The following is a 25427-nucleotide window of genomic DNA, read 5'->3' as shown; positions in this document are numbered from 1 at the left end:
GGCGCGTCACCGGCGCCCCCCGCCGGCCGTGCGGGGATTGACCGGTGGTTGACTGAGCCCCCACGTTCTCCCACGACCCGGCTCGTACCGAAAAACTATCGGGCCGGCTCCGTTCTTTGCCGGTGGGATATGCCTAGGCGCCGGCGCCGCCGAATAGGCAACTCATGCTGATGCGGCGGGATACCTCGCCGGCCCATAGTCGGACCAGGACCTCGAAGGACAAGCCGTCGGCGCCCATCTCACCGTTCTTGTCCGGCTTTCGGGTTCGTGCTTCCCCATGGCGCGCATGCGCGACGACGCACTCATGGCAACTCGTGGTGATCAACGATCGGCGGGAGAGAACATGCAGCAGCAGGCGGGCGGAACGGAAGGCCAGATCCGGAGCGCGTCCGAGCGGGACTGGACGCCCCTGTCCGATGCCGACCTGCGCGCCTACCAGACGGATGGCTACCTGCACTTACGCGGACTGTTCGACCCCGCGGAGGTGGCCCGCGGTCAGCAGCTGGTGAAGGACGCCCGGGAAAGCGGTACACCCACCATCGCCGAGCACGAGAGTTTCACCGATCGCCGGCACACGGTCCGGGTGCGCGACGCGATCGCCCATCACCCGGGCTTGGCGGAGTTTCTCGACCACCCCGGCCTGATCGGGCCCTTGGCATCGGTTCTCGGCCCGAGCGTGCAGGTCCTCGGCACCGAGATCTTCATTCGGGGACTGCATGACTCCCCACTGGAGTCGTGGCACACCGACGGGGGCGAGTACCTCCAGCGCATACGGCTTGAGGAGGCCAGCGTCAGCCTCCAGGTGAAGGCGCAGGTGTTTCTGAGCGACACCTCGGAGGACGACTGCGGCAATTTCCTGCTGATACCGGGAAGTCACCGCCGGATTCCCCGAAAGACCGTACCGAACTGCTACATCGAGGAACTCAACGACCCCTTCGAACGGGGGGAGATGCCGTCCGACGCGGTGACCGTGCACGCGGCACCGGGGGATGTCCTGCTGTTCCCGTACTCCCTCTGGCACGCCGTGGCGAAGAACACCAGGCGCCCCCGGGAGACCTTCATCTTCCGGTTCGGCCACCTGTGGCACCGTCCGCACGACTACCTCCAACAGCCACCGGAGGTACTGGACACGATGTCGGCGCGGCTGCGCCGGATGTTCGGCGACTTCGGTGACGACCCCCATCCCACCGACTTCTACAAGCCGCCTCAGCAGCGACAGGCCATGACCCTCGGAGCGGCGGCAGGCAGCCGGTGAGGCCGATCGCCCAGGCGGCCGGCGGCGTCGTGGCCGGGCCTGACGGCCGCGTTGTGGTCGTCTCCCAGCAGGGCCGTTCCTGGTCCCTGCCCAAGGGGCACCTGGAGGACGGCGAAGGGGGGCGCGAGGCGGCCGAGCGGGAGATCACCGAGGAGAGCGGGCTGGTGGACCTGCGACATGTCACCGAGCTCGGCTCCTATGTGCGGTCCGGCATCAGCGGTGACGGCACGATCCTGCCCGACCGGCTGAAGAACATCGAGATGCACCTCTACACCTCGGCCGGCGGCCCGCTGATCCCCACCGATCCCGACAACCCGTCCGCCGTCTGGGCCGACCCGGCGTCGGCGGCACGGCTGCTGACGCACCCAGCCGACGCGGCGTTCCTCGGCGCGTACGCCGCACGGATCCCGGCGGGCGACGGACCGCGAGCCGGCGCCACCCGGCCGGCGCACACGGCGGTGATTCTCGCCGCCGGTCTCGGCAGCCGGCTCATGCCCAGTACCGGAACCCTGCCGAAGGCATGCGTCCCGGTCGGCGGCGTACCGATCGTGGTGCGGGCGCTGGACGCCCTGAACGCCGCCGGGATCCACCGCGCCGTCATCGTGACCGGCCATCTGGCGCCCACCGTCACCGAGACCGTCCGCGGTCTGCGGCCCCGGTACGACGTGCGGTTCGTCACCAACGACCGGTACGCGACCACCGGCACGGCCGTCTCGCTGGCCACCGGGCTGGCCGCGCTCGACCCCCTGGAGATACCGGTGGTCGTCGAAGGGGACGTGGTCCTCGAAAGCGCGTCCTTCGAGCGGCTGTTGGCGCGGCCGGGCAGCAGCACCGGCGTCGAGGCGTACCGGCCAGGGCTGTCCGGGTCGTTCATGACCCTGGACGGCCGGGGACACGCCACCGGTGTCAGCCGCGCCGACTGGCGAGCGCCGGACACCGACGTGACCGACGGGTACAAGACCGTCAACGTCCATGTGTTCACCCACGCCGACCTGACCGGGACGGTGGCGCCGGCCCTGGCGGAGCTGACCGGTCGGGATCCCCGTGCCCACCTGGAGCATCTGCTGGCACGCTGCCTCGGCGCCGGGCTGTCCCTGGAGGCCGTGGACATGGCCGGGCTGCGCTGGTACGAGGTGGACGACGGCGCCGACCTGGCGGTCGCCGAGCGTCTCTTCGAGCCGGCGACCACCCCGTTCGATCGGCGGTAGCGGCGATGTGCGGAATCTGGGGCGCCGTCGGCACCGAGCGGACCGGACACGGCCTCAGCCGTGCGACGGCGCGGGACTGCGTCCGCCTGCTGCGGCACCGCGGGCCCGACGGCGACGGACTGTGGTGGACACCGGACGCCGTGCTCGGCCACACCCGGCTGGCCGTCTTCGACACCGGATCCCGGGCCGCCCAGCCGATGGCCTCCCAGGACGGCCGGCTGCGCATGGTGTTCAACGGGGAGATCTTCAACCACGCCGAGATCCGGGCCGACCTGGAGCGTCTTGGCCACCGCTTCGCCGGCACGGGCGACACCGAGGTGCTGCTCGCCGCCTACCAGCGATGGGGCCTCGACTGCCTGGACCGGCTCAACGGCATGTTCGCGCTGGCGGTCCTGGACCGCGCGGACGGCAGCCTCACCCTGGTCCGTGACCGGTTCGGCATCAAACCGCTCTACCACCTCCAGCGGGAGGGCCAGTTGGCCTTCTGCTCCGAGCCCAAGGGGCTGCTTCCCCTGCTGCCCGGACCGCCCACCCCGGATCTGACGGCGATGTCGGCCTTCCTGACGTTGCGTCACGTCCCCGCTCCCCGCACGCTCTTCGCGGAACTGCTCCAGCTGCCCGCCGGCTCCTGGCTGCGGTGGCGGGACGGAACCGTCCGCACCGGACAGTGGTGGGACCTGGCCGCACGACGCACCCGGCCGCCGCGTCCCTGGCGTCGAGCGGCCGTGTTGCGGCGCACCGTCGAAGAGGCCGTGGAGACCTGGAGCCGGTCCGACGTCCCGGTCTCCGCCTACCTCTCCGGCGGCCTGGACTCCGGCATCCTGACCGGCGAACTCGGGCGACTCGGCCGCTGCGTGGGCGCCTACACCGCGGAGTACGACGTGCCGGGCTACTCGGAGGCCGAAGGTGCCGCCGAGGTCGCCACCGCGCTGTCACTGCCGCTGACCGTGGTGGGCACCGAGGTGGCCGTCTCGCCCGAACAGCTCGCCGCCATGGTGCGCGTCCGCGACCATCCGCTCGGCATGCACAACGAGGTCGCGCTGATCCACCTGGCCGAGCGGGTGAGCTCGAAGGCCCGCGTGGTGCTCTGCGGTGAGGGCGCTGACGAGCTGTTCGCCGGCTACGGGCGGCTCTACCGGCTGCCCTTCGAGGCAGGCAAACGCCGTCTCCGCGACCTCCCCCACCTCCGCCGCCCTCCGGCCACCGGCTGGCGTCGGCAGGTGCGCTCCCGCGTGTTCGCCCAGCTCGTGGAGAGCTACTCCTACCTGCCGATGGATGTCAAACACGGCCTGCTGCGCGACGATGTCGCCACCCGGCTGGACGGCGACTCGGAGTTGCTGCGCACCCTGGAGCGCGAGTGGGACCGGCCGCGCCGCGTCGGCAGGCACCGCAGGCTCACCCACTTCATGGTCAAGGTGCATCTGCCAGGACTGCTGCACGTCCTGGACGGCACCGCGATGGCGGCCGGGGTCGAGAGCCGGGTGCCCTTCCTGGACCACCGCCTGGTGGAGTGGGCCTACCGGTTGCCGCAGCGCGACAAACTCCGCTGGCACGGACCGCTCGCCGCAGCGCGTGCCCTCACCGAGTCGCCCGGCCACTACAGCGAGCGGCGCGACACCACCAAGTGGCTGCTGCGCCGCGCCTTCGGCGACCGCGTCCCCGCCGCGGTCCTCACCCGCGCCAAGCGTCCCTTTCCCGCCCCGCTGGACGAGTGGCTCGCCAGGCCGGAGGCCGACGAGGTCGCCCGCCTGGTCCTGGACGACGGTGCTCGCCTGCACGACGTTCTCGACGCGGAGCGGCTGCGCCGGTGGTGGGCCGCGCGGGGGGACGGCCATCCGTCCTTCGGACGCCAGGCGTGGCTGCTGATCAACCTGGAGGTCTGGCTGCGGGTCTACTGCCCCCAGCCGGAATCCGTACCCGACGGCACTACCGAAACCGAAGAGGTCGTATGAGCCGGCTGCTGTTCAACCCGGGCCCGACCAACACCCGGGCCACCACCAAACAGGCTCTGGTGGTCGACGACATGTCGCACCGCGCCCCCGGTTTCCGGGCGCTCCTGGCCCAGGTGCGCGAGACCCTGCCGAGACTGCTGGGCGGCGAGGACGGATTCGAGGCGGTGCTCTTCGCCTGTTCCGGAACCGGGGCGAACGAGGCGGCCGTGAACTGCCTGCGCGGCCCGGTGCTCGCCCTGGTCACCGGCTACTACTCCGAGCGTCTGGCCCAGATCGCGGAACGCTCCGGCCTGGAGGTGCGGCGGATGCGCCTGGGCACGTTCGAAGGCGTCGATCCCGAGGCGGTGGCGGCCGAGTTGGACGCCGCGCCCGACATCCGGTCGCTGCTGTTCACGCACCACGAGACGGCCACCGGCGTGCTCACCCCGATGGCGGAGCTGAACCGTCTGGCGGCCCGACGCGGCGTGCTCAGCATGGTGGACGCCATCAGCAGCGTCGGCGCCCACCGGCTGGCGTTGGACGCGGAGGGGCCCGACGTGCTGACCGTCACCGCCAACAAGGGCCTCGAAGGCGTCCCCGGGGTGTCGTTCGTGGTGGGACGGCGCACGGTCCTGGAGAACGCCAGGCCGGGCCACAGCTACTACTTCGACCTCGCACGGCAGTTGCACGCGCAGCGCGGCGCCGAGGTGCCGTTCACCGTGCCCGTCCAGGTCGTCCACGCGCTGGCCGAGGCACTGAACCACTACGAGCTGGAGACTCCCGCCGGTCGAGCCGCCCGCTACGCGCTGACCGCCGGCATCATGCGCGACGGCCTGGTCCGCCGCGGGTACCGGCTGGTCGAGCTCCCCGCCGGCCAGCGCTCCGACGTGGTGATCCCGGTCCGGCTGCCCGCCGGGCTCGACTACGAACGGGTCCGCACCGAACTCGACCGCCTCGGCGTCGAGATCTACACTCCCGCCGAAGCCGTGGCCGGCGGATACTTCTTCCTCGCCACCATGGGGCCCATCGGCCAGTCGGACATCGAGCACTGCCTCGACGCGTTCACCGCCGCCTGCGAGCGGCAGGGCGTCCGGCCCGACGGTCCCCTCGAACCCGCCCGCCACCCGGCGCCGCCGACCGCCACCGCCGGGGAGCGGCGGGCGGCGCCGTCCACGGCCGGGGAGAGCCGCTCATGAGCGGGCCGCCCATCGCCAAGGCGCCCCTGTCGCCGACCTCGGGGCTCAACGCCCGGGTGCGCGAACTGCTCGCCGAGGGGCACGACATCTCCGTCCTCACCGCGGGTGAGCCGCCGGGCCCTCCGCCCGAGCACGTCCGCGCCGCCGCCGCACGCGCCGCGCAGTCCCCCACCGGCCACGGCTACGGGCCGCCCGCCGGCATGCCGGAGCTGCGCGCGTGGGTGGCGGCGGCCACGCCGGCCGCCGGGGACTCCCTCGACCTGGGGAACGTCGTGGTCACCGGGGGCGCGAAGTCCGCGCTGTTCGCCACCTTCCTGGCCCTGCTGGCCCCCGGCGACGGCGTACTGGTGCCGACGCCCTCCTGGCCGACATACGGTCACGCGGTCCGGCTGGCCGGCGGCCGGACGCTCACCGTCCCGACCACCTCGGACTCCGGCTTTCAGCCCACCGTCGAACTGCTCGACCAGCACCACGACGACGCGGTCCGGCTCCTCCTGCTCTGCTCGCCGTCGAACCCGACCGGGGCGGTGCTGGCCGCCGACCGGTTGCGGGAGATCGGGGCCTGGTGCGCCCGGCACCGGGTGACGGTGGTGCTGGACCAGATCTACGGCCGACTCGGCTGGACCGATCCCGGTCGACCGGCGCGCGCCGTGCTGCGCGAGGCGGGCGCGGACGTCGTGGTGGTCGACGGGGTGTCGAAGACCTACGCGATGACGGGTTGGCGGATCGGCTGGCTGGTGGCGCCGACGCCCGTCGCGGGGGCCGTGACGGCGGTCCTGTCGCACACCGCCAACCACCCCAACCGGATCGCCCAGACGGCGGCTCTCGCCGCCCTCGAAGGCGACCAGGAGCAGGTGACACGGCTCCGCGGCCACCTGTTGGACAACCGCGCACGGCTGGGCCGGACTCTCGCGGCGGTGCCCGACGTCCTCGACTACCGGGAGCCGGAGGGCGGCTTCTACGCCTTCCCCTCGCTGGCCCCCCTGCTCGCGCACCGGCCCGAGCTGTCCGACGCGGCGACCGTGGCCCGGATGCTGCTCGACGAGGCGGGCGTGGCGGTCGTCCCCGGTGGCTCCTTCGGCGCCCCCCAGCACCTGCGTGTCTCCTTCGTCGAACCGGCGGCGGAGTTCGAGCGCGCGGTCACCCGCATGACCGGCTATCTGAAGACCCGCTTGCGAGGATAGGACCCCACCGTGTCTCTGCGCTTTCCTTCCGAACCTCACCAGGACAAGGCGCGAATCTTCCGGCAACGGCTGCTCAGCGGGCGGCTCCAGAGAGCCGTCGGCGTGCATGACGGCTTCACCGCGCTGCTCGCCGGCCGGCACTCCTACGACGCCCTCTGGGTGAGCGGCCTCGGCATCTCAGCGGCGCACGGGCTGCCGGACGCGGGCATCCTGTCCATGGCCGACTTCCTGGCCGCCGCCCGGATCGCGGACCGGGCCTCGCGCCTGCCCGTGATCGCCGACTGTGACAGCGGCTTCGGGGACGTCAACAACATCGTCCACCTGGTGCGCGAGTACGAGGCGGCGGGCATCGCCGCCGTCTGCGTCGAGGACAAGAACTTCCCCAAGCGCAACAGCTTCAGCGACGGTCAGGAACTGGCCGACCCGCACGAGTTCGCCACCAAGATCCTGGCGGCCAAGAAGGCCCAGCGGACCGCGGACTTCACCGTCATCGCCCGGGTAGAGTCCCTGGTCGCCGGAGCCAGCCTCGACGACGCCCTGTACCGCGCCGACCTCTACACGGCCGCCGGCGCGGACGCCGTCGTCATCCACTCCAAGTCCAAGACCGCGGACGAGGTGCTCGCCTTCGCCCATCGGTTCCACCCGAAGCACCCGGACGTGCCACTGATCGTCATCCCCACCACCTATCCGCTGGTCTCCGAGGAGGAGCTCGCCGCGGCCGGTGTCTCCGTGACCATCTACGCCAACCAGATGCTGCGGGCCTTCGTCACCGCCGCCGACGACGTCCTCGCCAGGATCGCCACCGACCGCACCGCCGGCGGTGCGGACACCCAGCTGATCGACGTCCGGCAGATCCTCGACCTCATCGGCACCGGGGCCGTGTCCGAGAACAGCACGTGGTTCGACGAGACCGCCGAGCTGTCCCGCGCCGCCACCGCACGTACCTGAACCAGCACCCTTGTCGGCTCCCAGGGAACAGGACGACTCCTCATGGACGAGAACGAACTCGCCTCCACAGCACGCGCCATGCGGCATTTCGTGATGTCGGCCAACCACCACGTGGGCGGCAGCCTCTCACCCGTCGACTTCCTCACCACGCTCTACTTCACGGGGGACTACCGGCTCGACGTCTCCCACCGGCTGGCCCCCGACCGTGACAAGTACGTGCACTCCAAGGGGCACGCCGCGGCGGCGCACTACTTCGCGCTGTGGCTGCACGGCTACCTCGGTGACGTGTCGCTCGACGAGCTGCTGACCTTCGGCGCCGTCGGGCACCGGCTGCCGCGCATCCCGCAGATGCAGCATCCGCGCGGCCTGGAGATGACCACAGGGGCCCTCGGCCAGGGCCTGTCGTTCGCCAACGGCCTGGCCCTCGCGGACCGCCAGGCCGGCCGCGACACCCAGACCCTGGTGCTCCTCGGCGACGCGGAACTGAGCGAGGGACAGGTCTGGGAGTCGGCGCAGACCACCGTGCGCCTGGGCCTGGAACGCGTCACGGTGGCCGTGGACGCCAACGGCTTCGGCAGCCATATGAGCACCCCGCGCGACTCCATCGCCTCGTGGTGGCAGGGCTTCGGCTGGAAGGTCGTCGAGGTCGACGGTCACGACCTGACCGCCGTTCGCCAGGGCCTGGCCCGCACCCGGGAGGAGGCGGACCCGAGCGTCCTGCTGCTGCGCACCACCAAGGGCCACGGGCTGCTCCCGCCGTACCGCGACAGCCCCAACGCGGGTGGCGAGGTGCCCGCCGAGTACCGGCCGCCGTACGACCTCGAAACCGATGTGGCGGAAGCCGTCCGGCTGGTGGGCGCGCGCTTCCCCGGGGCCGCCCCCGCCCGCCGCGAGCCGCTGGCCGAACCCGTCGACCCGGCGCGCACGAGCCCGGCCATCGCCTGGGACACCGCCCGCAACCCGGCCGGCCAGAAGATCGTCAGCAAGAAGTTCGCCGAGGAGCTGGTGGACCATCTCACCCCGGGTGGCGACCTGCTCGTGGTGTCACCCGACGCGATCCGCAACTCCGGGCTGCTGCCGCTGCTCGACGCGCACTCCTCCTGGACCTGGGACAACCCGACAAGCCCGGTGCTGGAACACCAGATCGCCGAGCAGGACGTCGCCTCGCTGGCCGCCGGAGCCACCGCGGCCGGGCTGCGCACGGTGGTCTTCCTGATGGAGGGCTTCGTCTGGCGCATGGTGGACTCGATCCGACAGTCGATCTGCTTCCCCGGCATCCCCGTCGTGGTGGTGGGCACCTCCGCGGGTCTTGGCGACGAACTCGGCCAGATGGTGCAGTCCGACGCGTGCTTCGCCGCCATCCGCAACCTGCCGGGTCTGACGGTCCTGGAGGCCAACGACATCAACGAGGCCAAGGTGCTCTTCGACGAGGCGCTGGAACTGGGCACCCCGGTCTATCTGCGGCTCGCCCACGAGGCGTTGCCCGTCCTGGCGGACCTCACCGAGGTGGCCGCCCGGGACACCTCCAGCGGTGTCTGGACCGTCCGCGAGGAACCGGATCCCCAACTGGTCGTGCTCACGGCGGGATCGATGGTCCCCCAGACGCTGGCGGCGGCCGACCGGCTCGCCGCCGAGTCCGGCAGCCGTATCCGGGTGGTCAACGTCTTCTCGGCCAGTCGGTTCGCCGACCACGACGTGGACTTCCGGCGTGCCGTCGTCCCGTTGGACGTCCCCTCGCTCAGCGTCCACAACGGACCGCCCTCGGTTCTCGGGGAGTTCCTCTCACCCCGCTCCACCGCCCTCGGTCTCACCGACTACGGCATGCACGGCAAGCCCGTCGGTGATCTGTACGACGCCTGCGGGCTCGGTGTCGCCGACATCGTCCTGGCGGCCCAGAAGCTGCTCTCCGATGGCTGACGCCGTCGCGGCTCCGCGCCCGGCCCACCCGGTGCCGCGACGCCGGCTGGGCCGGGAGCTGAGCTCTTCCGCCGTGGCTCTCGGCTGCATGGGGATGAGCGAGTTCTACGGCCCCGCGGACCGGACGGAGTCCATCCGCACCGTCCAGGCCGCCGTGGACGCCGGGGTCACGCTGTTCGACACCGCGGACGTGTACGGCCCGTTCACCAACGAACGGCTCCTCGGCGAGGCGCTGCGCGGCCGGCGCGACCAGGTGCTGATCAGCACCAAGGCCGGTCAGCTGCGCAGCGCCGACGACCCCGGCTACCGGGGCCTGGACGGCAGCCCCGGCCACATCCACCGGGCCTGCGACGCCAGCCTGGAGCGGCTGGGGGTGGACGTCATCGACCTGTACCTGCTGCACCGGGTGGATCGGAAGGTCCCCGTCGAGGAGACGGTCGGCGCGATGGCCGACCTTGTCGCGGCGGGCAAGGTGCGCGCCATCGGCCTGTCCGAGGTACGGGCGGCCACCCTGCGGCGCGCGGCGGCCGTCCACCCGGTGGCCGTCGTCCAGAGCGAGTACTCCCTGTGGTCCCGCGACGTGGAGGACGAGCTCCTGCCCGCGCTCAGGGAGGTGGACGCGGGGCTGATCGGCTACGCCCCGCTGGGCCGGGGATTCCTCACCGGCCGGCTCGACGTGGCCCGGTTGGCGGACGACGACTACCGAAGGGGGCTGCCCCGGCTGCGGCCGGGGAACATCGACCGGAACGAGGAGCTGCTGCTGTCGTTCGTCCGGCTGGCCCGTGCCTGGGACATGGCCCCCGCCCAGCTCGCGCTGGCCTGGGTGCTCGCCCGTGGGCCGAACGTGGTGGCGCTGACCGGCACCACCAGGCGATCCCATCTGACGCAGAACCTGGCCGCCGCCTCGATCCCGCTGACTCCCGAACAGTTGACCGAGCTCGACGTGCTGTTTCCGCCCGGCGCCGCCGCCGGCGACCGGTACGCCAACCGCACGACCATCGACGGCTGATCACCCGGCACGGCCCCGGAAGGACGAGAAGTGAGAAGCAGTCGGCAGCGCCCCTGCCCGCCTGCCATGATGGGAAAGGGAGGTGGGCATGTCGGTCGGCAGACCACCGTTCAGTGAGCCCCTGACCGCGCATCAGGTGCCGGACGTGATGAAGATGTTCCGCACCGCCGCCGCCCGGGACCCGGATGCCGAGGCCGTGGCGAGCGCGCAGGAGGCGATCACCTACCGCGCGCTCGACCGCGAGGCGGACGCCATGGCAGGTCTGCTGGCGGAGCGGGGCGTTGACGAGGGAGCTCTCGTCGCGGTGGAGAACGACGGAACCCCGCGGTCGATCGCCGCACTGCTGGGCGTGTGGCGTGCCTCCTGCGCCGCCATGCCGCTGGATCCAGCCCTCACCTCGGGCCGCCGCCAGAACATGCTGGAGGTCGCGCGCCCTGTCGCGGTGATCACGGCGGGCGAGCCGCGTCAACGGGACACGGTTCGGCTGTTACCGGCCGCCGGGCCGGGTTTCGAGGGGACCAACGAACCCGCCCCCGGCGGTTATGTCTTCTTCACCTCCGGCAGCACCGGCGAACCCAAAGCGGTGATCGGCACGGCGCGAGGGCTCGGTCACTTCGTGGCCTGGCAGCGGGACACGTTCGCGGTGGGCCCGGGTGACCGCTTCGGCCAGTCGACCCGCTGGTCGTTCGACGTCATGCTGCGCGAGGTGTGCACCCCTCTCGTCAGCGGTGCCACGCTCTGCCTGCCGGGTCCTGGCTCCCTCGACGCGCGCCGGGTGTTCGCCTTCGCACGCGGCCAAGCCGTCACCGTCCTGCATGTGGTGCCCTCGTTGGTACGCCGCTGGCTGCGCTCGCCGGAGTCCGACGAAAGCGCCGTCCCCAGCCTTCGCGCCACGTTCTTCGCCGGCGAGCCCCTGGAGGGCGCGTTGGTACGGCAGTGGCGTGAGCGGGTGTCACCGGTGTCGGACGTCGTCAATCTCTACGGCCCCACCGAGACCACCCTGGCCAAGTGCTACCAGCGAGTGCCGCCCGAGGTCCCCGACGGCCCCTTGCCTGTGGGGTCCCCCATGCCCGGGTGCGAGGTGGCCCTGATGGTCCCCGGCTCCTGGGAGCGCCCCGCCGAGAACGAACCCGGTGAGATAGTCCTGCGGACCCCCTACCGATCGGCGGGTTACCTCCGCTCCCCCGCGGCCTTCACGCCCAATCCCTTCCGCGACGACGACTCGACGGACCTGCTCCACCGCACCGGCGACCTCGGCGCGTTCGACGACTCGGGACGGCTGCACGTACTCGGGCGCCTGGACGACCAGGTGAAGGTGAGGGGCGTCCGCATCGCGCTGGGCGAGGTCGCGCGGGCCCTGGAGGCGCTCCCCGAGGTGGTCCAGGCATCCGTGGTCGACCACCGGGTCGACGGCGAGACACGGTTGGCCGCCTATGTGACGCTCAGGACAGCGGGCCTGAGCGCCGGAGAGCTCAGGCGCGCCGTCGGCGACTCGCTGCCCACGGCCGCCGTCCCGCACGCCGTCACCGTCCTCGACGAGCTGCCCCTGCTTCCTCAGGGCAAGGTCGATCGGGACGCGCTGCGCGGACGGGCCGCTTCGTCCCCCGTGGCGGAGGTCGCGGCACCGGACCTCCCGGCGCCGGCCCTGGGGACGACGGCCCCTGACATCCTCTCCACAGTGTCCAAGATCTGCGCGATCGCGCTCGGGACCGAGGGCATCGCGGACGACGCGGACCTCTTCGAGCTGGGCGGGGACTCCATGGCGGCACTGGAGATCGCCACCGCTCTTGAGGAGGTGTTCGCGGTCGATATCGGGCTGGGACTGGTCTTCAGGGCGCCCACGGTCGGGGAGATCGCCGAGTCCGTCGCATCGCTGCTCACGACCGAGGGAAAAGACGAACAGTGACACTCAGCTCCCCCGTGCTCGCCTCGTGGAACCAGCGGCACCGGCTGCGCCAGACGGTCAACGACGCCGCCACCGGGGTGTTCAACCCCCATCACTGCGTCATGGCGTTCCAGGTCGAAGGCCCGTTGGAGCTGGCCGTGCTCGACCGGGCCTGGAGGATGCTCCAGCTCCGTCACCGGGGCCTGCTCAGCACCTTCGACGACGACAACGACACCTGGCGGCCAGGGGCGTTGACCGAGCCGGCGACGCTCGTCGTCCCGTCCCTCGACCAGGCTCCCGCCGACGCCGGCGGGGCGGACGCGACCGTCGCCGCCGCGGCCCGGGCGGCGATCGTCGGCGCGGCCTCGCAACCGTTCGAACCCCACCACGGCCCACTGGCCCGGATGGTCGCCGTCCCGATCACGCCACTCCGTCACGAGGTGTGCCTCGTGGTCGATCACCTGGTCAGCGACGGGTGGTCCTGCGACGTACTGCTCCGGGACCTTCGCACCCTCTACCGGCAGGAAGCCCTCGGCGAACCCGGCGAACCGCCGGGGATCGAGATGTCCTTCCCCGACTTCGTGGCCCGCCAGAACAGTTATCTCGAATCGCCGGCAGGGCTCGCCGCCCGGCGGCGTATCGCCGCCGCGCTGGAGACCGTCGGGGTGCTTCCCCGCGTCGAGATCCAAGGCTTCTCGGGTGCCGCACCCATCCGGCACGATCGCCTCGCGCGTTTCGCCGGCCAGCTCGACGCCGACCTGTACGACGGTCTGCTGCCCGCCAGCAGGAGCACGCGCCTGACCCGGTTGAACCTGGTGCTGGCCGCGTTGCAGGCCGCCCTGGAGGAACTGTCCGGCCAGTCCACCGTCGGGACGAGCATGACCACCGCCAATCGGTCCAGCGCCAGGGTCCGCAACACCGTCGGTTGGTTCGCGAGCAAGGTGATCGTGCCCAGCCGGCCGGGGCGCCTCCGGGATGTCGAGGGCTATCTGGGGAGCTTCTCCGAAAGCCTGATCGCGGCCATCGAGGCGTCCAAGGTCCCCTGGCCGACGCAGATCCACGATCTGGCGTCCGAGGGCTTCGGTCACCAGGGCCAGGTCCCCTATGTGTCCTTCAACGCCAAACCGGCCCGGATGCGTACGACCACTCCCCCGGATCTGTTCACCGGCACGCACAGCCGACGGATCCCGCTGCGGGTCGGCTGGCAGGACGCCGGTATCGCCACGTACTGGGAGGAACACGAAGGCGTCCAGATGGCGGCCGACTACAAGACCGACTGGTACTCCGGCGCCGACGTCGCCGAGCTCTGGGACCGCACCCTCCGACACGTCAAGCTGTTCGGCTCGGCCTTCGCCGCTTGACCGGCGTGGCCCACCACACCCTCCAGGCGTCGGCCTCCGAGAGGGACGCCCCGACCGAGGAGTCTCCGCACGACATGCACGTCCTCATGGTGAACTCGGGCCGCGTCGAAGTCATCGATCACCTGCCGGCGGACGCCGATGTCACCGTCGTCACCGAAGCCTCGTACACCCACCGCTATCCGGCCGGCACGCGGATCCAGACGGTCCCGGACATCGCCGACCTCACCTCGCTCCGCGCGGTGGCTCTTCGCGTCGACCGCGAGCGCCGGATCGACCGCGTGCTGGCCTCGTCCGAGCGGAGCCTCCAGGGAGCCGGATATCTCAGGTCCTTCCTCGCCCTGCCCGGGACGCGCTACGACGTGGTCAACCGCTTCTCCAACAAGCTGGCCATGAAGACAGCCCTCAGGGCGGCCGGTGTGCCGCTCACCGACTTCCGTGGCATCGCCACCCTCGAAGACATCCACACCGTCGCGACCGAGTGGGGCTGGCCGCTGGTCGTCAAGCCCGCCCTCGGCGCCGGCGCCCAGGACACCTTCGTCCTGCGCGGCTCCGCCGATCTCGACGTCCTGGTCACGACGGAGCGGGGTGACGGGCTGCGCGGCGCGGACTACCCGCTCCTGGTCGAGCGCTTTGTCGACATGACGGCCGAGTACCACTGCGACGGGATCGTCCGGTCCGGGCGGACCGACTTCCTCGCGGTGTCGAGCTACCTGAGCCCACTGCTCGAACGTGCGGAGCGGTTCATCGGCTCGTATGTCCTCCCCCCTTCGCATCCGGATATCGAGGCCGTCCGAGACCTGCACCAGGCGACGGTCACCGCGTTGGGCCTCGAAACGGGTGTGACGCACATGGAGCTGTTCAGGACCGCGCACGGTCTGGTCGTCAGCGAGATCTCCTGTCGGCCCGCCGGCATGGGGGTGGTCGACGGGATCGCGCTCCAGACCGGGGTGAACCTCTGGGACGCCTTCGTCGCAGCGGAACTCGGCCGCACCCCCTCGGTGGTTCCGCTGACGCCCGCGCGCGACGGCATCGTCGTCAACTGCACCCTTCCCGTCCGCCCCGGCCGCATCACGCGGCTCTCCTCGGCCGCGTCCCTGTCCGAGGTGGCCGAGGTGACCCGGGTGACGATGAAGGCCGGCGTCGGCGATGTCATCGGCCCACGCCTGATGACGACCTCGACCACGGGGCTCGTCCTGCTCGAAGTGGCCGACGAGCGCCAGCTGCGTCAGGCCGTCCACCGACTCATGGGCCGGTACGTGCTCGAAGTCGAGCCCACCTGACCGAACGGCTGGCCGGCTCAACGGGGAGGGCCACGGGTGTTTTCTGCCTAGAGGAAGTTCCCCAAGTTCTATTTCTCAAGGGCGGAAGCCGTGAGAGATTGAGCCCATGGCAGCACAACAGCGTGGACTCAACGACGGGCCGGTCCTGGTGGTAGGGGGCGGTCCGGTCGGGATGGTGGCCGCCGCCTGGCTGGCCCGGCTCGACGTGCCGGTCGTCCTGATCGAGGCCGAGGACGAGCCGAAGACCGACTGGCGGGCCTCCACCTTTCACGCGGCGACCCTCGAACTCCTCGACGATCTCGGCGTCGCCGAGCAGATGCACGCCGAGGGTCTCCGCGTGCCGATCTACCACTTCCGGGACCGCGTCGAGGGGCTGATAGCCGAGTTCGACTTCCGGCTGCTGGCGGACGAGACGCCGTACCCCTACCGGCTTCAGCTTAACCAACAGCACCTGGTGCGGATGCTCCACCAGCGGTTGCGCGCCACCCCCCAGGTGGAGCTGCGCTTCGGCTCCCGGGTCTCCGGCGTCCGCCAGCGGCCCGGCGGCGGCGTCACGGTGGTGGTCGAAACCGCCGGTGGCAGCGAGGAGTTGACCGGCTCGTACGCGATCGGCGCGGACGGGGCCGGCAGCACGGTGCGCGCCGCGCTGGGCGTCGGATTCACCGGATTCACCTACCCCGAGCGCTTTCTGATCGCCAGCACCTCCGTCGACCTCGCGCAGGTGCTGCCGGGGATCGCCGAGGTCAACTACGTGGCCGACCCCCGCGAGTGGCTCTTCCTGCTGCGCACCCCCGAGTCCTGGCGCGCGGTCTGGCCGGTGCCGGCCGAGCAGAGCGAGGCCGAGGCGCTGGCCGAGGAGACGCTGCGCCGGCAGTTCCAGGGGGTCGCTCCCCGCCCCGAGGGCTATCCGATCATCGACCGGCAGCTCTACCGGGTGCACCAGCGGGTCGCCGAGACCTTCAGGGTCGGCGACGTGCTGCTGGTCGGCGACGCCGCTCATATCAACAGCCCGATGGGGGGCGTCGGCCTCAACAGCGGCATCCATGACGCGGTCGACCTGGCCCGCCGCATCGGCCGGATCGCGACCGGCGACGTCGATGCCGACGCCGAGCTGGACACCTTCGCGGAACGCCGGCACCGGGTCGCGGTCGAGTACGTCCAGGCCGACACCCAGCGCAACACCGAGCGGCTGCGGGAGACCGACGAGACGCGCCGCCGCGCCGCGCACGCCGAGATGCGCGCCATCGCCGCCGATCCCGACCGGGCCCGTGACTACATGCGCCGGGTCTCGCTCCTGGAGAGCGTGCGCCGCTTCGGCATCGGCCTTCCCCCCGGGCGGGCGGCCGAGATCGCCGGCAACCGCGCGCCCTGACCGGTGCCCCACCCGTCCACCGAGCACGGCCCGACATCCGCACATCCGCCAACGAGCTGGAGGTTCCCATGTCCACCGCCGAGGAGACCCCCAAGGCCGGGGAGTCGCAGACGACCGATCCGGAGCTGAGTGCCCTCTACCGGGACATCGAGGCCGCCGGGTTGCGCCCGCTGTGGACCATCACCGAGCAACTGCTCACCCCCACGCCCCGCCCCCGTGCGGTGCCCTGGCTCTGGCGGGCCTCGGCGCTGCGCCCGCTGGCCGAACGCGCCATCCGGCTGGTCCCGGTGGAGCGCGGCGGCGAGCGCCGGGTGCTTTCGCTGACCAACCCGGGTCTCGGCGGCCGGCCCTACGCGGCGGGGACGCTCTGGGGCGCGCTCCAGTGTCTGGGCCCCCGGGAGACCGCCCCCGCCCACCGCCACACCCCGGGCGCCATCCGGTTCGTCACCGAGGGCGAGGGCGTGTGGACCACGGTGGACGGCGACGCCTGCGACATGCGCCCCGGCGACCTGGTGCTGACCCCCGGGGGTGCCTGGCACGACCACGCCAACGGCGGCGACGGGCACATGTACTGGTTCGACGGCCTCGACCTGCCGATGATCGAGGCCCTGGACGCCGTCTTCTTCGAGCAGCACCCCGAGCTGCGGCAGCCGGTGGCCGGCGAGCACAACCGCTCCGAGCGGGAGTTCCTGGCGGACGGCGGCGCGCCGGCGGAGACCATGGTGGCCGGCGCGGTGCGCGGCCCGCTCGACCCGGAGCCCTCACGGCTGCTGGTCTACCGCTGGGCCGAGACCGATCGGCGGCTGACGGAGCTGGCCGCCGCGAGCGAGGAGCCCCTGGTGAGCCTGGAGTTCACCAATCCGTGCTCGGGCGCCAGCGTGCTGCCCACCCTCTCCTGCGGGATGCACCGGCTGGTGCCGGGCGGCGCGTCCCGTCCGGTGCGGCGCAGCGGCAACCGCGTCTACGTGGCCTTCCGGGGCAGCGGCCACAGCGTGCTCGACGGGCGTCGCTTCGACTGGCGGCCAGGAGACATGTTCGTGGTCCCGTCGTGGGCGGCCGAGGAACACCACAGCGCCGAGGGCGCCGACCTCTTCTCCCTCGGCGACGATCCGGTGCTCCGCGCGCTGGGGGTCTACCGCGAGGAACGCCTGTCGGCGGCGCAGGAGATCACCGATGTCTTCCGCTGACCCCACCCCCCGGCCCGCCGTGGCCGGGCACCCCGACCCACCCGACCCACCCGTCCGGCCGGCCCTGGCCGGCGGACCGAAGGAAAGCAGGACGAGATGAAGCTGGTGCTCTTCGACGACCACCGCCTGGGCGTGGTGGACGGAACGGGGGAGCGGGCGCGGGTGGTCGACGTCACCGACGCGCTGGGCTGGCCGCACGATCCGGATCCGCTGACCGCCGGCTGGTGGCGCCGGCTCTGCCGGGACTTCCCCGAGGCCAGGGGGCGCCTGGCCGAGGCCGCCGAGGCCGGCGAGAGCCGGCCGCTGGAGACGGTGCGGCTGCTGGCCCCGGCCGTCAACCCCAGCAAGATCGTGGCCTGCGCCTGCAACTACGCCGACCATGTCGCCGAGATGCACGGCGTGCAGGAACGCACGCTGGGCGGCGTGGAGTCCTGGATGATGGACTTCGACGTCTTCCTGAAGTCGCCTTCGTCCCTCTCCGGGCCCGCCGACGACATCGTCCTGCCCGAGGAGATCGTCGCGGCCGGACAGGAGATCCACCACGAGTCCGAGCTGGTGATCGTGGTGGGCACGGGCGGCCGGGACATCCCCGAGGCGCGGGCGCTGGACCATGTCCTGGGCTACACCCTCGGGTTGGACATCACGGTCCGCTCGGCGGCCGACCGCTCCCGCCGCAAGAGCTACGACACCTTCAGCCCGCTCGGCCCGGTGCTGGTCACCGCGGACGAGATCGGGGATCCGGGTGCGCTGGAGATCCTGCTGGACGTCAACGGCGGCAAACGTCAACACGTCAACACCAGGGACCTGTTGACGCCGGTGCCGGCGATCGTCTCCTACGCGTCCCGGATGATGACGCTGCTCCCCGGCGACCTGATCTTCACCGGGGCGCCGCCCGGCGTGGGCGCGATCGAGCCGGGCGACACCGTGCGCGCCTCGATCACCGGGGTGGGGGCGATGACCCTCGCCGTCCGGCAGGGCTGACGGTGTCCGGAGGGTCCGGCGCAGGCAGTTGTTCCCGTCCGCCGGACCCTCAACAGAAAAGAACTGAGTTAGAATTCTTCCATGTCGAATGATGTGCACGGAGTGCGCCCGGCCACCGCCCCGTCCGACGGGGCCGGTTCGGGCGCCAGCTCGGTGGACAACGCCCTGCGGCTCCTCGAACTGATCGGGGAGCGGCAGGCGTTGCGCGTCTCGGAGGCCGCCACCGAGCTGGGCGTCGCCCCCTCCACCGCGCATCGGCTGCTCAACGCCCTGCGCCGGCGCGGCTTCGTGCTCCAGGAGAAGCCGAACACGGCCTACCGTCCCGGCCCGGTGCTCAACGAGATCGGGCTGGCCGCCATAGGGCGGGTGGACATCCGCCAGGTGGCCAGGCCGGTGCTTGAGGAAGTGCGGAACCGCACCGAGGAGACGGTCAGCCTCACCCTCCTTGAGGGGCGCAACGTCCGCTTCATCGACTGTGTGGAGAGCCCTCGCGCGGTCCGCGTCGGCAACCGCACCGGGGTGGTGCTCCCGGCGCACTGCACGGCCGCCGGCAAGGCGATCCTGGCGGCCATGCCCGAGTCCGAGCTGGGCCGCCGGTTCGCGACGGCGGAGCTGGCCTCCCGAACCACCTTCTCGATCACCGAATGGCGCGCCCTGGCGGCCGAGTTGGCCGAGATCCGGCGGTTGGGCTACGCGGTCAACTTCGAGGAGGGCGAGCTGGGGATCTCCGCCGTCGCCGCCGTCCTGCGGGACCGCGCCGGCACGCCGCTCGCCTCGGTGGCCGCCGTGGTCCCGGCGCATCGGCTCTCCTCCCGGGAGCAGGCCGAGGCGCTGGCGACACGGCTGTTGGTCGCCAGGGACCAGCTCCAGGAGACGCTCCGCGGCCAGTTCACCAACTGACCCGGCTCGGTCCCGCCCCCTTCCAGGGGCGGGACCGAGCCGTTCAGTCCGCCACGGAGCGCTCGTAGTCCAGGTCGGCGTCGGTGAGGCCGATCTCCCGCATCATCGCGTGGACGGTCTCGATCGACTCCCGGTCCGTGCCGCCCCGCCACACCGGCAGGTTCATCCGGCCGGCCAGCTCGGGCGACAGGTCGCTGATCTCGGGGAGGGCCTCCCGGAAGGCGTCCGGGTCCTCCCGCACGGACCGGGCCGTCCGCTCGACTCCCGCGCGAAACGCCGCCACCAGCTCGGGATCGTCCGCCACCCGGTCCGAGGTCATCAGGTAGGTGCCTATCTGGAGCCCGGGGCGGGTGTTGACGTAGGGGCTGGCCAGCACCCGAAGGCCCTGGGAGCGGCCGATCGAGGCGAACGGCTCGATCAGCAGGCCCGCGTCCACGTCCCCGCGTTGGATCGCCGCCGGGATGTCGGGCAGCGGCATCTCCACGAACCGGACGTCGTCGTTGGACAGGCCGGCCTCGGCCAGCACCGAACTGACCACGACGTCGTTGATGTTCTGGAGCGAGTTCACCGCGATCCTGGCCCCGTCCAGGTCCCCCGCCTCGGCGATCGGGCTGTCCTCGGGGACCACGAGCGAGGCGAAGTCGTGCTCCGGGTCGTCGGCGGTCGAGGTGCCGGCCGCCACCATCTGGATGGGCATCCGCCGCCCCATCGCGATCATCGCCGAGACCACGTTGGAGCCGGCCACGTCGATATCGCCGCTGAGCAGCGCCGGGATCACGCTCGCGCCACCGCTGGACGGGCTCACCCGGAGGTCCACCCCCTCGTCGGCGAAGTACCCCTGGGAGACGCCGTAGGCGAGGAACGAGGACGGCACGCCGGCGGTCTCCGAGACCACCAGGGTGTCGCCGTCCCCGCCGCCGGAGACGTTGGCCCCGGACAGATCGCCGCCGTAGTCGCTACAGGCCGCCGTGCTGAGGACCAGCAGCCCGGCGAGCGCGCCGGCCAGCGCGCCCGTCCTGGCCCGCCGCCCGCTCACGCGGCCACCGCCCCGCCGTCGATCGCGGCGAACAGCTCGCCGCGCAGCCGGGCGAACTCCGGGTTCTCCTTGGTGCGCACCTGGTCCCTGGGACGCGGCAGGTTCACCGTCACCTCGTGGCCCACATTGGCCGGCGGGCGCAACACCAGTACCCGGTCGGCGAGGTAGACCGCCTCGTCGATGTCGTGGGTCACGAACAGCACGGTGACCCCGTACTGCTCCCAGACCCGCAGGAGCAGGTCCTCAAGACCGGACCTGGTCTGGGCGTCCACCGAGGCGAACGGCTCGTCCATCAGCAGGATGCGGGGGCGGTAGGCCAACGCCCTGGCGATGGCCACCCGCTGCTGCATGCCGCCGGAGAGCTGCCAGGGGAAGCGGTCGCCCCGACCGCCCAGGCCCACCGCCTCCAGTGCCTCATCGGTCAGCTTCGCCGCCTCCCGGCGCTCGACGCCCTGGTAACGCAGCGGGAACGCGACGTTGCGGCGGACCGACATCCAGGGCAGCAGCGAGCGGCTGTAGTCCTGGAAGACGAAGGCCATGTCCTTGGGCGGCCCGGTGACCGGCTCGCCGCGCAGGGTGATCTCGCCCGAGGTGAACGGGATCAGCCCGGAGAGGCAGCGCAGCATGGTGGTCTTGCCGCAGCCCGAGGACCCCAGGATGCAGACGAACTCCTGGTCCTCCACGGTGAAGTTGAGATCCGCCACGGCCGGAGCCGCCGTCGGGTCGGGGCCGTAGACCTTCCGCAGGTGGGAAACGTTGAGCATCAGACTTCTCCGTCGGTGGAGTGGGTGGCGGAACGGGCCCGCCGCCTGGCGGGCCTCACGGTCTTGGCCTCGGTCGGCGAGGAGAGGCCCTTGAGGCCGAAGTGCCAGGCCAGCGCCCGGCGTTCGACGCGTTGGAAGAGCCAGTTGAGGACATAGCCCAGCAGGCCGAGCAGGATGATCCCGGTCCACATCTCCGGGATGGCGAAGGAACGTTGCTGCTCCAGCACGAAGTAGCCGAGGCCCTCGCTGCTGGCCACCATCTCGGAGACCACCATCAGGATGATCGCGATGGCCAGCGAGGTGCGCATCCCGGCGAAGATCCGCGGAGCCGCGCCCGGCAGGATGATGCGCAGCACCCGGGCACCCAACGGGATGTGGTAGGCGCGGGCCATGTCCAGTTGCTGGGCGTCCACGCCGCGTACCCCGTCGATGGTGTTCAACAGGATCGGCCAGACGGCGCCCAGCACGATCACGAAGATCTTGGAGCTGTCGCCGGAGCCGAAGAGCAGCAGGGAGAAGGGGATCAGCGCGGGCGCCGGCAGCGCCCGCAGGAACTCCACCACCGGCTCGGCCGCCGTGCGCAGCGTCCGGAACATGCCCAGTGCCAGGCCGAGCGTGACGCCGATGACCACCGAGGCCAGATAGCCGGCCGACACCCGCAGCAGCGAGGGCACCAGATCGCTGCCCACCCGCTCGAAGAGCCACAGCTCGCGGAAGTACTGCGCTATCTCGCCCAGGGGCGGGAAGTAGAAGCTCTGGGCCTGCGCGGCCCACAGGCCGTAGCCGACCAACAGGACGGCCGGCAGGGCGAGTTCCAGCAGGAACCCGAGGACACGGCGGCTCACTGGGCGACCTCCTGGCGCTGCGACGGGTGCCACCTCAGCAGGCGCCGCTCGACGGCCTGGAAGGCGATGTTGAGCAGCCAGCCGACCAGCCCGGTGACGATGATCAGGGCGTACATGCGGGGCAGGTTGGCGTTGGACTGCGCGACCACGATCGACTGGCCCAGGCCGGGCGCGCCGACCACCAGCTCGGCGGTCACGGCCAGCACCAGCGCGATGGCGGAGGAGATGCGCAGGCCGGTGGCGATGTAGGGGGCCGCGCTCGGCAGGGTGACCCGGAAGAACCGGGCGGCCGGCGGCAGGCCGTAGGAACGGGCGGTGTCCCGCACCACCGGGTCCACGTCCCGCACCCCGTAGATCACCTGGAGCAGGATCGGCCAGAACGTGACAAAGACGATCAGGAAGACCTTCATCTCCAGGCCGACGCCGTAGACCAGCACCGCCAGCGGGATCAGCGCGACGGAGGGCACCGGGCGGCAGAACTCGATCACCACCCGGGACAGCCGGTAGGCGGTCTGGTTCGAGCCCAGCAGGATGCCGCACGGCACGGCCAGCGCGGTGGCCAGCGCCAGCCCCAGCGCCCAGCCGCTGAGCGTGCGGCCTATCTCGGTCCACAGCGGGTGGCCGGCGGCGAGCTTGAACAGCTCCGCGTAGGTCTCGGTGATCGGCGGAAACCAGTCCCGGGAGAGCATCCCGGTGCGCGAACAGAACTCCAGCACCAGGAGCACCACCAGCACCCCGGAGATCTTCAGCCCCAGGTCCCGCGCCCAGCGCTGACCGAGGAACCGCGCGAGGCGACCGGAGGTATCCGCCAGATGCACCCGAGCTGTCCCCTGCGGAGCGCTTGTGACCGTTGTGGCCCCTTCGAGGCTCATGACATGACAGAGGTAGTTTTGGACCAGCTCATGGCGGCTCCTTCGTGCTTGAACGTGGTGCCCTGCAAGCTACGACCTGATTCCGCCTACAGCAATACATTCGCTGGAACTTCCCTCTATAAGAAAAACCTGCGGTCGGGGCGGATCAGTAGAGCCCCTCGACCGCCGTGCTGGCCGTCTCCAGCGGGTGCACGTTGGCGACGCCGTCGGTGGGGTAGCGACCGCAGGTGTCGTACCGCATCGCCTCGTCCCGCTCCAGCACGTTGGGCAGGAACAGGTCGTCGTGGAGCACCGTCAGCCGGACCCGTCCAACCGAGCCGTACGGCACGACGGTCGCCGGGTCGGTCTTGTCCACCACCGCCATCGTCACCTGGGGGAAGTTCGGCAGGTACGGCATCAGCTCGCCGTCCTTCTCCACCGGCAGGCCGGCCGCGTTGCCGAAGGTGTTGCCGTAGCTCAGGCCGCAGACGCCGCCGTCCAGCGCCGTGACGATCCGCCGGTAGACCGAGGGGATCAGGTGGGTGCCGCTCAGCCGGACACCGCGCAGCGCCGCGACCCGCGCCGGGGCCCGCCTGATGAGCGCCACCATCAGCGCCGGGGTGGTGTTGACGTAGTCCACCTCGCGGCTCTCCAGCACGTCCAGGATCTGGTCGAGCAGATGCTCGGTGTAGTCGCGCGCGACGGGCATCCGCGCGGTGCGCAGCAGCCGCTTCACCCAGCGGGGATCCATGTCGATCGCGTACACGTTCCCCTGGTGCAGGTCCCCGGCCTCCCAGACTCCGTTGCCGATCAGGTGTGGTCCGGTGGGCGTCGCCTGGAGCCAGGTGCGGTACCGCTCGAAGCCCTCCGTCGCGAACGACCAGCGGCGCCACACGCCCCGTTGGACGATCATCTCGGACGTGTAGAAGACCCGGCACGGCGCGCCCGTGGTGCCGCCGGAGTCCCACACCCGCCCGGTGAGCGGGCGGGGAACGGCCAGGGGCACGAGATCCCGCGGGTCGCGGGTGCGCAGTACGTCCAGGTCGAAGGGGCCGAACGCGGACAGCTCCGCGTGGCGGGTGATGTCCCGGGGGTCGAACGGCAGCTCCTTCGCCCGCTCCAGCCAGTAGGGGCTGCCGGTCCCCGGGGTGAAGTGGCGCCTGACCACCCGCCGGGTCCACTGGTCCAGGTCCGTGGCCAGCCAGCCGTCGACGAGCCGGTCGCAGTCGGTCGCCGACAGGCCCGAGCTCAGCACGCGCCGACTCCCGTCTCGGGGTACTCGATGCCCAGCTCGAACACGCTGGAGACGACCTTCTCGATGTGCTCCGGCTGTTCGACGTGGACCACGGGGAAGGGGATGGCCAGCAGTCCGGCGGGGATCGCCGGGCCGACCACCACACCGAGTTGGACGCCCTCCTCGCGCATCCCCTCGTACACGTACGGCAGGCTGATCGGGGTGGTGGGATTGCGCCTGAACAGATCCCGCACCTCGTCGCCCGAGGCCAGCCGCCCGGGGTCCAGGCAGGACAGCACCGGCCGCTGGGGCGCGGCGAAGTCGATGGCGTCGACATAGGGGGCGACGAACGCCCGGAACGGGGCGCGCAGCGGGGTGTGCTGGGCGACGCCCCGGCCGGGCAACAGCGTCACCAGCCCCTCGGGCAGGGAGCCGGCCAGCGCGGCCAGGGGCTCGCGCAGACCGCCCAGCAGGTGGATGCGGAGCGCGCGGTCGGCGGTGTCGCCCATGTCGCCGGCGACATGGACGCCTTCGGTCTCGCCGATGAGCGCGGCGACGCTCTGCCCGGCCGGGACGGCCGCGATGGCGAGGGCGTGGGCCGGCTCCGAGGGGTCGGGGTCGGGGCAGCGGCGGGTGCTGCGGAGCAGGCCGAACAGCTCCTGGCGGGTGAGGGCGCCGGCCAGGCAGCTGCTCGTCATCGCGCCCAGACTCAGGCCGCCGAGCACGGAGGGGTGGACGCCCTGCTCGGCGAGGATGTCGTGCACGGCCAGGGCGAGTGCGGTCTCCCGGATGGAGCCGACGCTCCCCCGCTCCTCCTGGGGTTCCGGCAGGTCGTCCTCCAGGATCTGGCCGACGGTCAGGCCGGTCCACCCGGCGATCCGCTCGTACAGCCGCCGCATCACGGGGTAGGCGCCATGCAGCTCGATGCCGTGTGGCTCGGTGCCGACGCCTCCGCCGAGCAAGTAACCCAACGCCATGGAAACCTCCGAACGTCATGGGCCGGACGCCTCGGGTCCGGCCTTCCAGATACAGGGGAACAGCGCCTCGCCGACGGCGAGGGTGGATCGCGGCGGGGGCCCGTCC

At 71.7% G+C, this 25427-nt stretch carries 21 protein-coding genes; 15 read left to right on the top strand and 6 right to left on the bottom strand.

Annotated features, from left to right (window positions below):
- The first annotated feature begins 286 nt into the window (after positions 1-286).
- From K4G22_RS30655 to K4G22_RS30585, 15 genes are all read left to right on the top strand, one after another.
- Positions 287-1255, top strand: a complete 969-nt coding sequence (locus K4G22_RS30655) for a phytanoyl-CoA dioxygenase family protein (protein ID WP_228083735.1) — start codon at positions 287-289, stop codon at positions 1253-1255.
- Positions 1252-2463 (top strand): NTP transferase domain-containing protein, encoded by a 1212-nt coding sequence (locus K4G22_RS30650; protein ID WP_228083734.1) that lies wholly within the window; start codon positions 1252-1254, stop codon positions 2461-2463. The genes K4G22_RS30655 and K4G22_RS30650 overlap by 4 nt, the downstream gene beginning before the upstream one ends.
- A gap of 5 nt (positions 2464-2468) precedes the next feature.
- Positions 2469-4415, top strand: a complete 1947-nt coding sequence (asnB, locus tag K4G22_RS30645) for an asparagine synthase (glutamine-hydrolyzing) (protein ID WP_228083733.1) — start codon at positions 2469-2471, stop codon at positions 4413-4415.
- Positions 4412-5590 carry a pyridoxal-phosphate-dependent aminotransferase family protein gene (locus K4G22_RS30640; protein ID WP_228083732.1) on the top strand — a complete coding sequence of 393 codons (1179 nt, stop codon included), beginning with the start codon at positions 4412-4414 and terminating at the stop codon, positions 5588-5590. Before asnB ends, K4G22_RS30640 begins: the two co-directional genes overlap by 4 nt.
- On the top strand, positions 5587-6774 hold the full coding sequence (locus K4G22_RS30635) for a pyridoxal phosphate-dependent aminotransferase (RefSeq protein WP_228083731.1): 1188 nt from the start codon (positions 5587-5589) through the stop codon (positions 6772-6774). Before K4G22_RS30640 ends, K4G22_RS30635 begins: the two co-directional genes overlap by 4 nt.
- Positions 6775-6783: 9 nt before the next feature.
- Positions 6784-7722, top strand: a complete 939-nt coding sequence (locus K4G22_RS30630) for an isocitrate lyase/phosphoenolpyruvate mutase family protein (protein ID WP_228083730.1) — start codon at positions 6784-6786, stop codon at positions 7720-7722.
- 42 nt (positions 7723-7764) lie between these two features.
- Positions 7765-9639 (top strand): transketolase-like TK C-terminal-containing protein, encoded by a 1875-nt coding sequence (locus tag K4G22_RS30625; protein WP_228083729.1) that lies wholly within the window; start codon positions 7765-7767, stop codon positions 9637-9639.
- Complete coding sequence (locus K4G22_RS30620; protein WP_228083728.1) at positions 9632-10648, top strand: aldo/keto reductase; 1017 nt, start codon at positions 9632-9634, stop codon at positions 10646-10648. The genes K4G22_RS30625 and K4G22_RS30620 overlap by 8 nt, the downstream gene beginning before the upstream one ends.
- Before the next feature lie 88 nt (positions 10649-10736).
- The gene (locus K4G22_RS30615; RefSeq protein ID WP_228083727.1) at positions 10737-12554 is read left to right on the top strand and encodes a non-ribosomal peptide synthetase; all 1818 of its coding nucleotides are present in this window, start codon (positions 10737-10739) and stop codon (positions 12552-12554) included.
- Positions 12551-13894: a condensation domain-containing protein gene (locus tag K4G22_RS30610; protein WP_228083726.1), complete on the top strand. Its 1344-nt coding sequence runs from the start codon at positions 12551-12553 to the stop codon at positions 13892-13894. Before K4G22_RS30615 ends, K4G22_RS30610 begins: the two co-directional genes overlap by 4 nt.
- 74 nt (positions 13895-13968) lie before the next feature.
- Complete coding sequence (locus K4G22_RS30605; RefSeq protein WP_228083725.1) at positions 13969-15174, top strand: ATP-grasp domain-containing protein; 1206 nt, start codon at positions 13969-13971, stop codon at positions 15172-15174.
- A 106-nt stretch (positions 15175-15280) separates the two neighbouring features.
- Positions 15281-16546 (top strand): FAD-dependent oxidoreductase, encoded by a 1266-nt coding sequence (locus K4G22_RS30600; protein ID WP_228083724.1) that lies wholly within the window; start codon positions 15281-15283, stop codon positions 16544-16546.
- Between the two features lie 68 nt (positions 16547-16614).
- The gene (locus K4G22_RS30595) at positions 16615-17733 is read left to right on the top strand and encodes a cupin domain-containing protein (protein WP_228083723.1); all 1119 of its coding nucleotides are present in this window, start codon (positions 16615-16617) and stop codon (positions 17731-17733) included.
- Between the two features lie 96 nt (positions 17734-17829).
- Positions 17830-18714 carry a fumarylacetoacetate hydrolase family protein gene (locus tag K4G22_RS30590; RefSeq protein WP_228083722.1) on the top strand — a complete coding sequence of 295 codons (885 nt, stop codon included), beginning with the start codon at positions 17830-17832 and terminating at the stop codon, positions 18712-18714.
- Positions 18715-18795: 81 nt separating this feature from the next.
- Positions 18796-19614: an IclR family transcriptional regulator gene (locus K4G22_RS30585; protein WP_228083721.1), complete on the top strand. Its 819-nt coding sequence runs from the start codon at positions 18796-18798 to the stop codon at positions 19612-19614.
- A gap of 43 nt (positions 19615-19657) precedes the next feature.
- Here the strand turns inward: K4G22_RS30585 and K4G22_RS30580 are convergent, their stop codons facing one another.
- The 6 genes from K4G22_RS30580 to K4G22_RS30555 form a co-directional block, all read right to left on the bottom strand.
- On the bottom strand, positions 19658-20650 hold the full coding sequence (locus K4G22_RS30580; RefSeq protein WP_228083720.1) for an ABC transporter substrate-binding protein: 993 nt from the start codon (positions 20648-20650) through the stop codon (positions 19658-19660).
- The gene (locus K4G22_RS30575; protein ID WP_228083719.1) at positions 20647-21414 is read right to left on the bottom strand and encodes an ABC transporter ATP-binding protein; all 768 of its coding nucleotides are present in this window, start codon (positions 21412-21414) and stop codon (positions 20647-20649) included. Before K4G22_RS30575 ends, K4G22_RS30580 begins: the two co-directional genes overlap by 4 nt.
- Entirely contained in the window at positions 21414-22259 is an 846-nt protein-coding gene (locus K4G22_RS30570) for an ABC transporter permease (RefSeq protein WP_228083718.1), read from the bottom strand. Before K4G22_RS30570 ends, K4G22_RS30575 begins: the two co-directional genes overlap by 1 nt.
- Entirely contained in the window at positions 22256-23077 is an 822-nt protein-coding gene (locus K4G22_RS30565; RefSeq protein WP_228083717.1) for an ABC transporter permease, read from the bottom strand. Before K4G22_RS30565 ends, K4G22_RS30570 begins: the two co-directional genes overlap by 4 nt.
- 199 nt (positions 23078-23276) lie before the next feature.
- The gene (locus tag K4G22_RS30560; protein WP_425336823.1) at positions 23277-24362 is read right to left on the bottom strand and encodes an arylcarboxylate reductase; all 1086 of its coding nucleotides are present in this window, start codon (positions 24360-24362) and stop codon (positions 23277-23279) included.
- Positions 24359-25321, bottom strand: coding sequence for an ACP S-malonyltransferase (locus K4G22_RS30555; protein WP_228083715.1), 963 nt, complete (start codon positions 25319-25321; stop codon positions 24359-24361). Before K4G22_RS30555 ends, K4G22_RS30560 begins: the two co-directional genes overlap by 4 nt.
- Positions 25322-25427: the final 106 nt, after the last annotated feature.

Origin of the sequence: Streptomyces profundus, from assembly GCF_020740535.1 — a bacterium.
Taxonomy (GTDB): domain Bacteria; phylum Actinomycetota; class Actinomycetes; order Streptomycetales; family Streptomycetaceae; genus Streptomyces; species Streptomyces profundus.
Note: the sequence above shows the minus strand (reverse complement) of the source record. Positions and strands in the feature narration are given on the sequence as shown.

Excerpts from the sequence above, each read along its gene's own strand:
- K4G22_RS30595 (WP_228083723.1), top strand. The coding sequence starts at position 16,615 with ATGTCCACCGCCGAGGAGACCCCCAAGGCCGGGGAGTCGCAGACGACC.
- K4G22_RS30640 (WP_228083732.1), top strand. The coding sequence starts at position 4,412 with ATGAGCCGGCTGCTGTTCAACCCGGGCCCGACCAACACCCGGGCCACC.
- K4G22_RS30605 (WP_228083725.1), top strand. The coding sequence starts at position 13,969 with ATGCACGTCCTCATGGTGAACTCGGGCCGCGTCGAAGTCATCGATCAC.
- K4G22_RS30615 (WP_228083727.1), top strand. The coding sequence starts at position 10,737 with ATGTCGGTCGGCAGACCACCGTTCAGTGAGCCCCTGACCGCGCATCAG.
- K4G22_RS30625 (WP_228083729.1), top strand. The coding sequence starts at position 7,765 with ATGGACGAGAACGAACTCGCCTCCACAGCACGCGCCATGCGGCATTTC.
- K4G22_RS30575 (WP_228083719.1), bottom strand. The coding sequence starts at position 21,414 with ATGCTCAACGTTTCCCACCTGCGGAAGGTCTACGGCCCCGACCCGACG.
- K4G22_RS30635 (WP_228083731.1), top strand. The coding sequence starts at position 5,587 with ATGAGCGGGCCGCCCATCGCCAAGGCGCCCCTGTCGCCGACCTCGGGG.
- K4G22_RS30655 (WP_228083735.1), top strand. The coding sequence starts at position 287 with ATGCGCGACGACGCACTCATGGCAACTCGTGGTGATCAACGATCGGCG.
- K4G22_RS30620 (WP_228083728.1), top strand. The coding sequence starts at position 9,632 with ATGGCTGACGCCGTCGCGGCTCCGCGCCCGGCCCACCCGGTGCCGCGA.
- K4G22_RS30600 (WP_228083724.1), top strand. The coding sequence starts at position 15,281 with ATGGCAGCACAACAGCGTGGACTCAACGACGGGCCGGTCCTGGTGGTA.
- asnB (WP_228083733.1), top strand. The coding sequence starts at position 2,469 with ATGTGCGGAATCTGGGGCGCCGTCGGCACCGAGCGGACCGGACACGGC.
- K4G22_RS30555 (WP_228083715.1), bottom strand. The coding sequence starts at position 25,321 with ATGGCGTTGGGTTACTTGCTCGGCGGAGGCGTCGGCACCGAGCCACAC.
- K4G22_RS30585 (WP_228083721.1), top strand. The coding sequence starts at position 18,796 with ATGTCGAATGATGTGCACGGAGTGCGCCCGGCCACCGCCCCGTCCGAC.
- K4G22_RS30590 (WP_228083722.1), top strand. The coding sequence starts at position 17,830 with ATGAAGCTGGTGCTCTTCGACGACCACCGCCTGGGCGTGGTGGACGGA.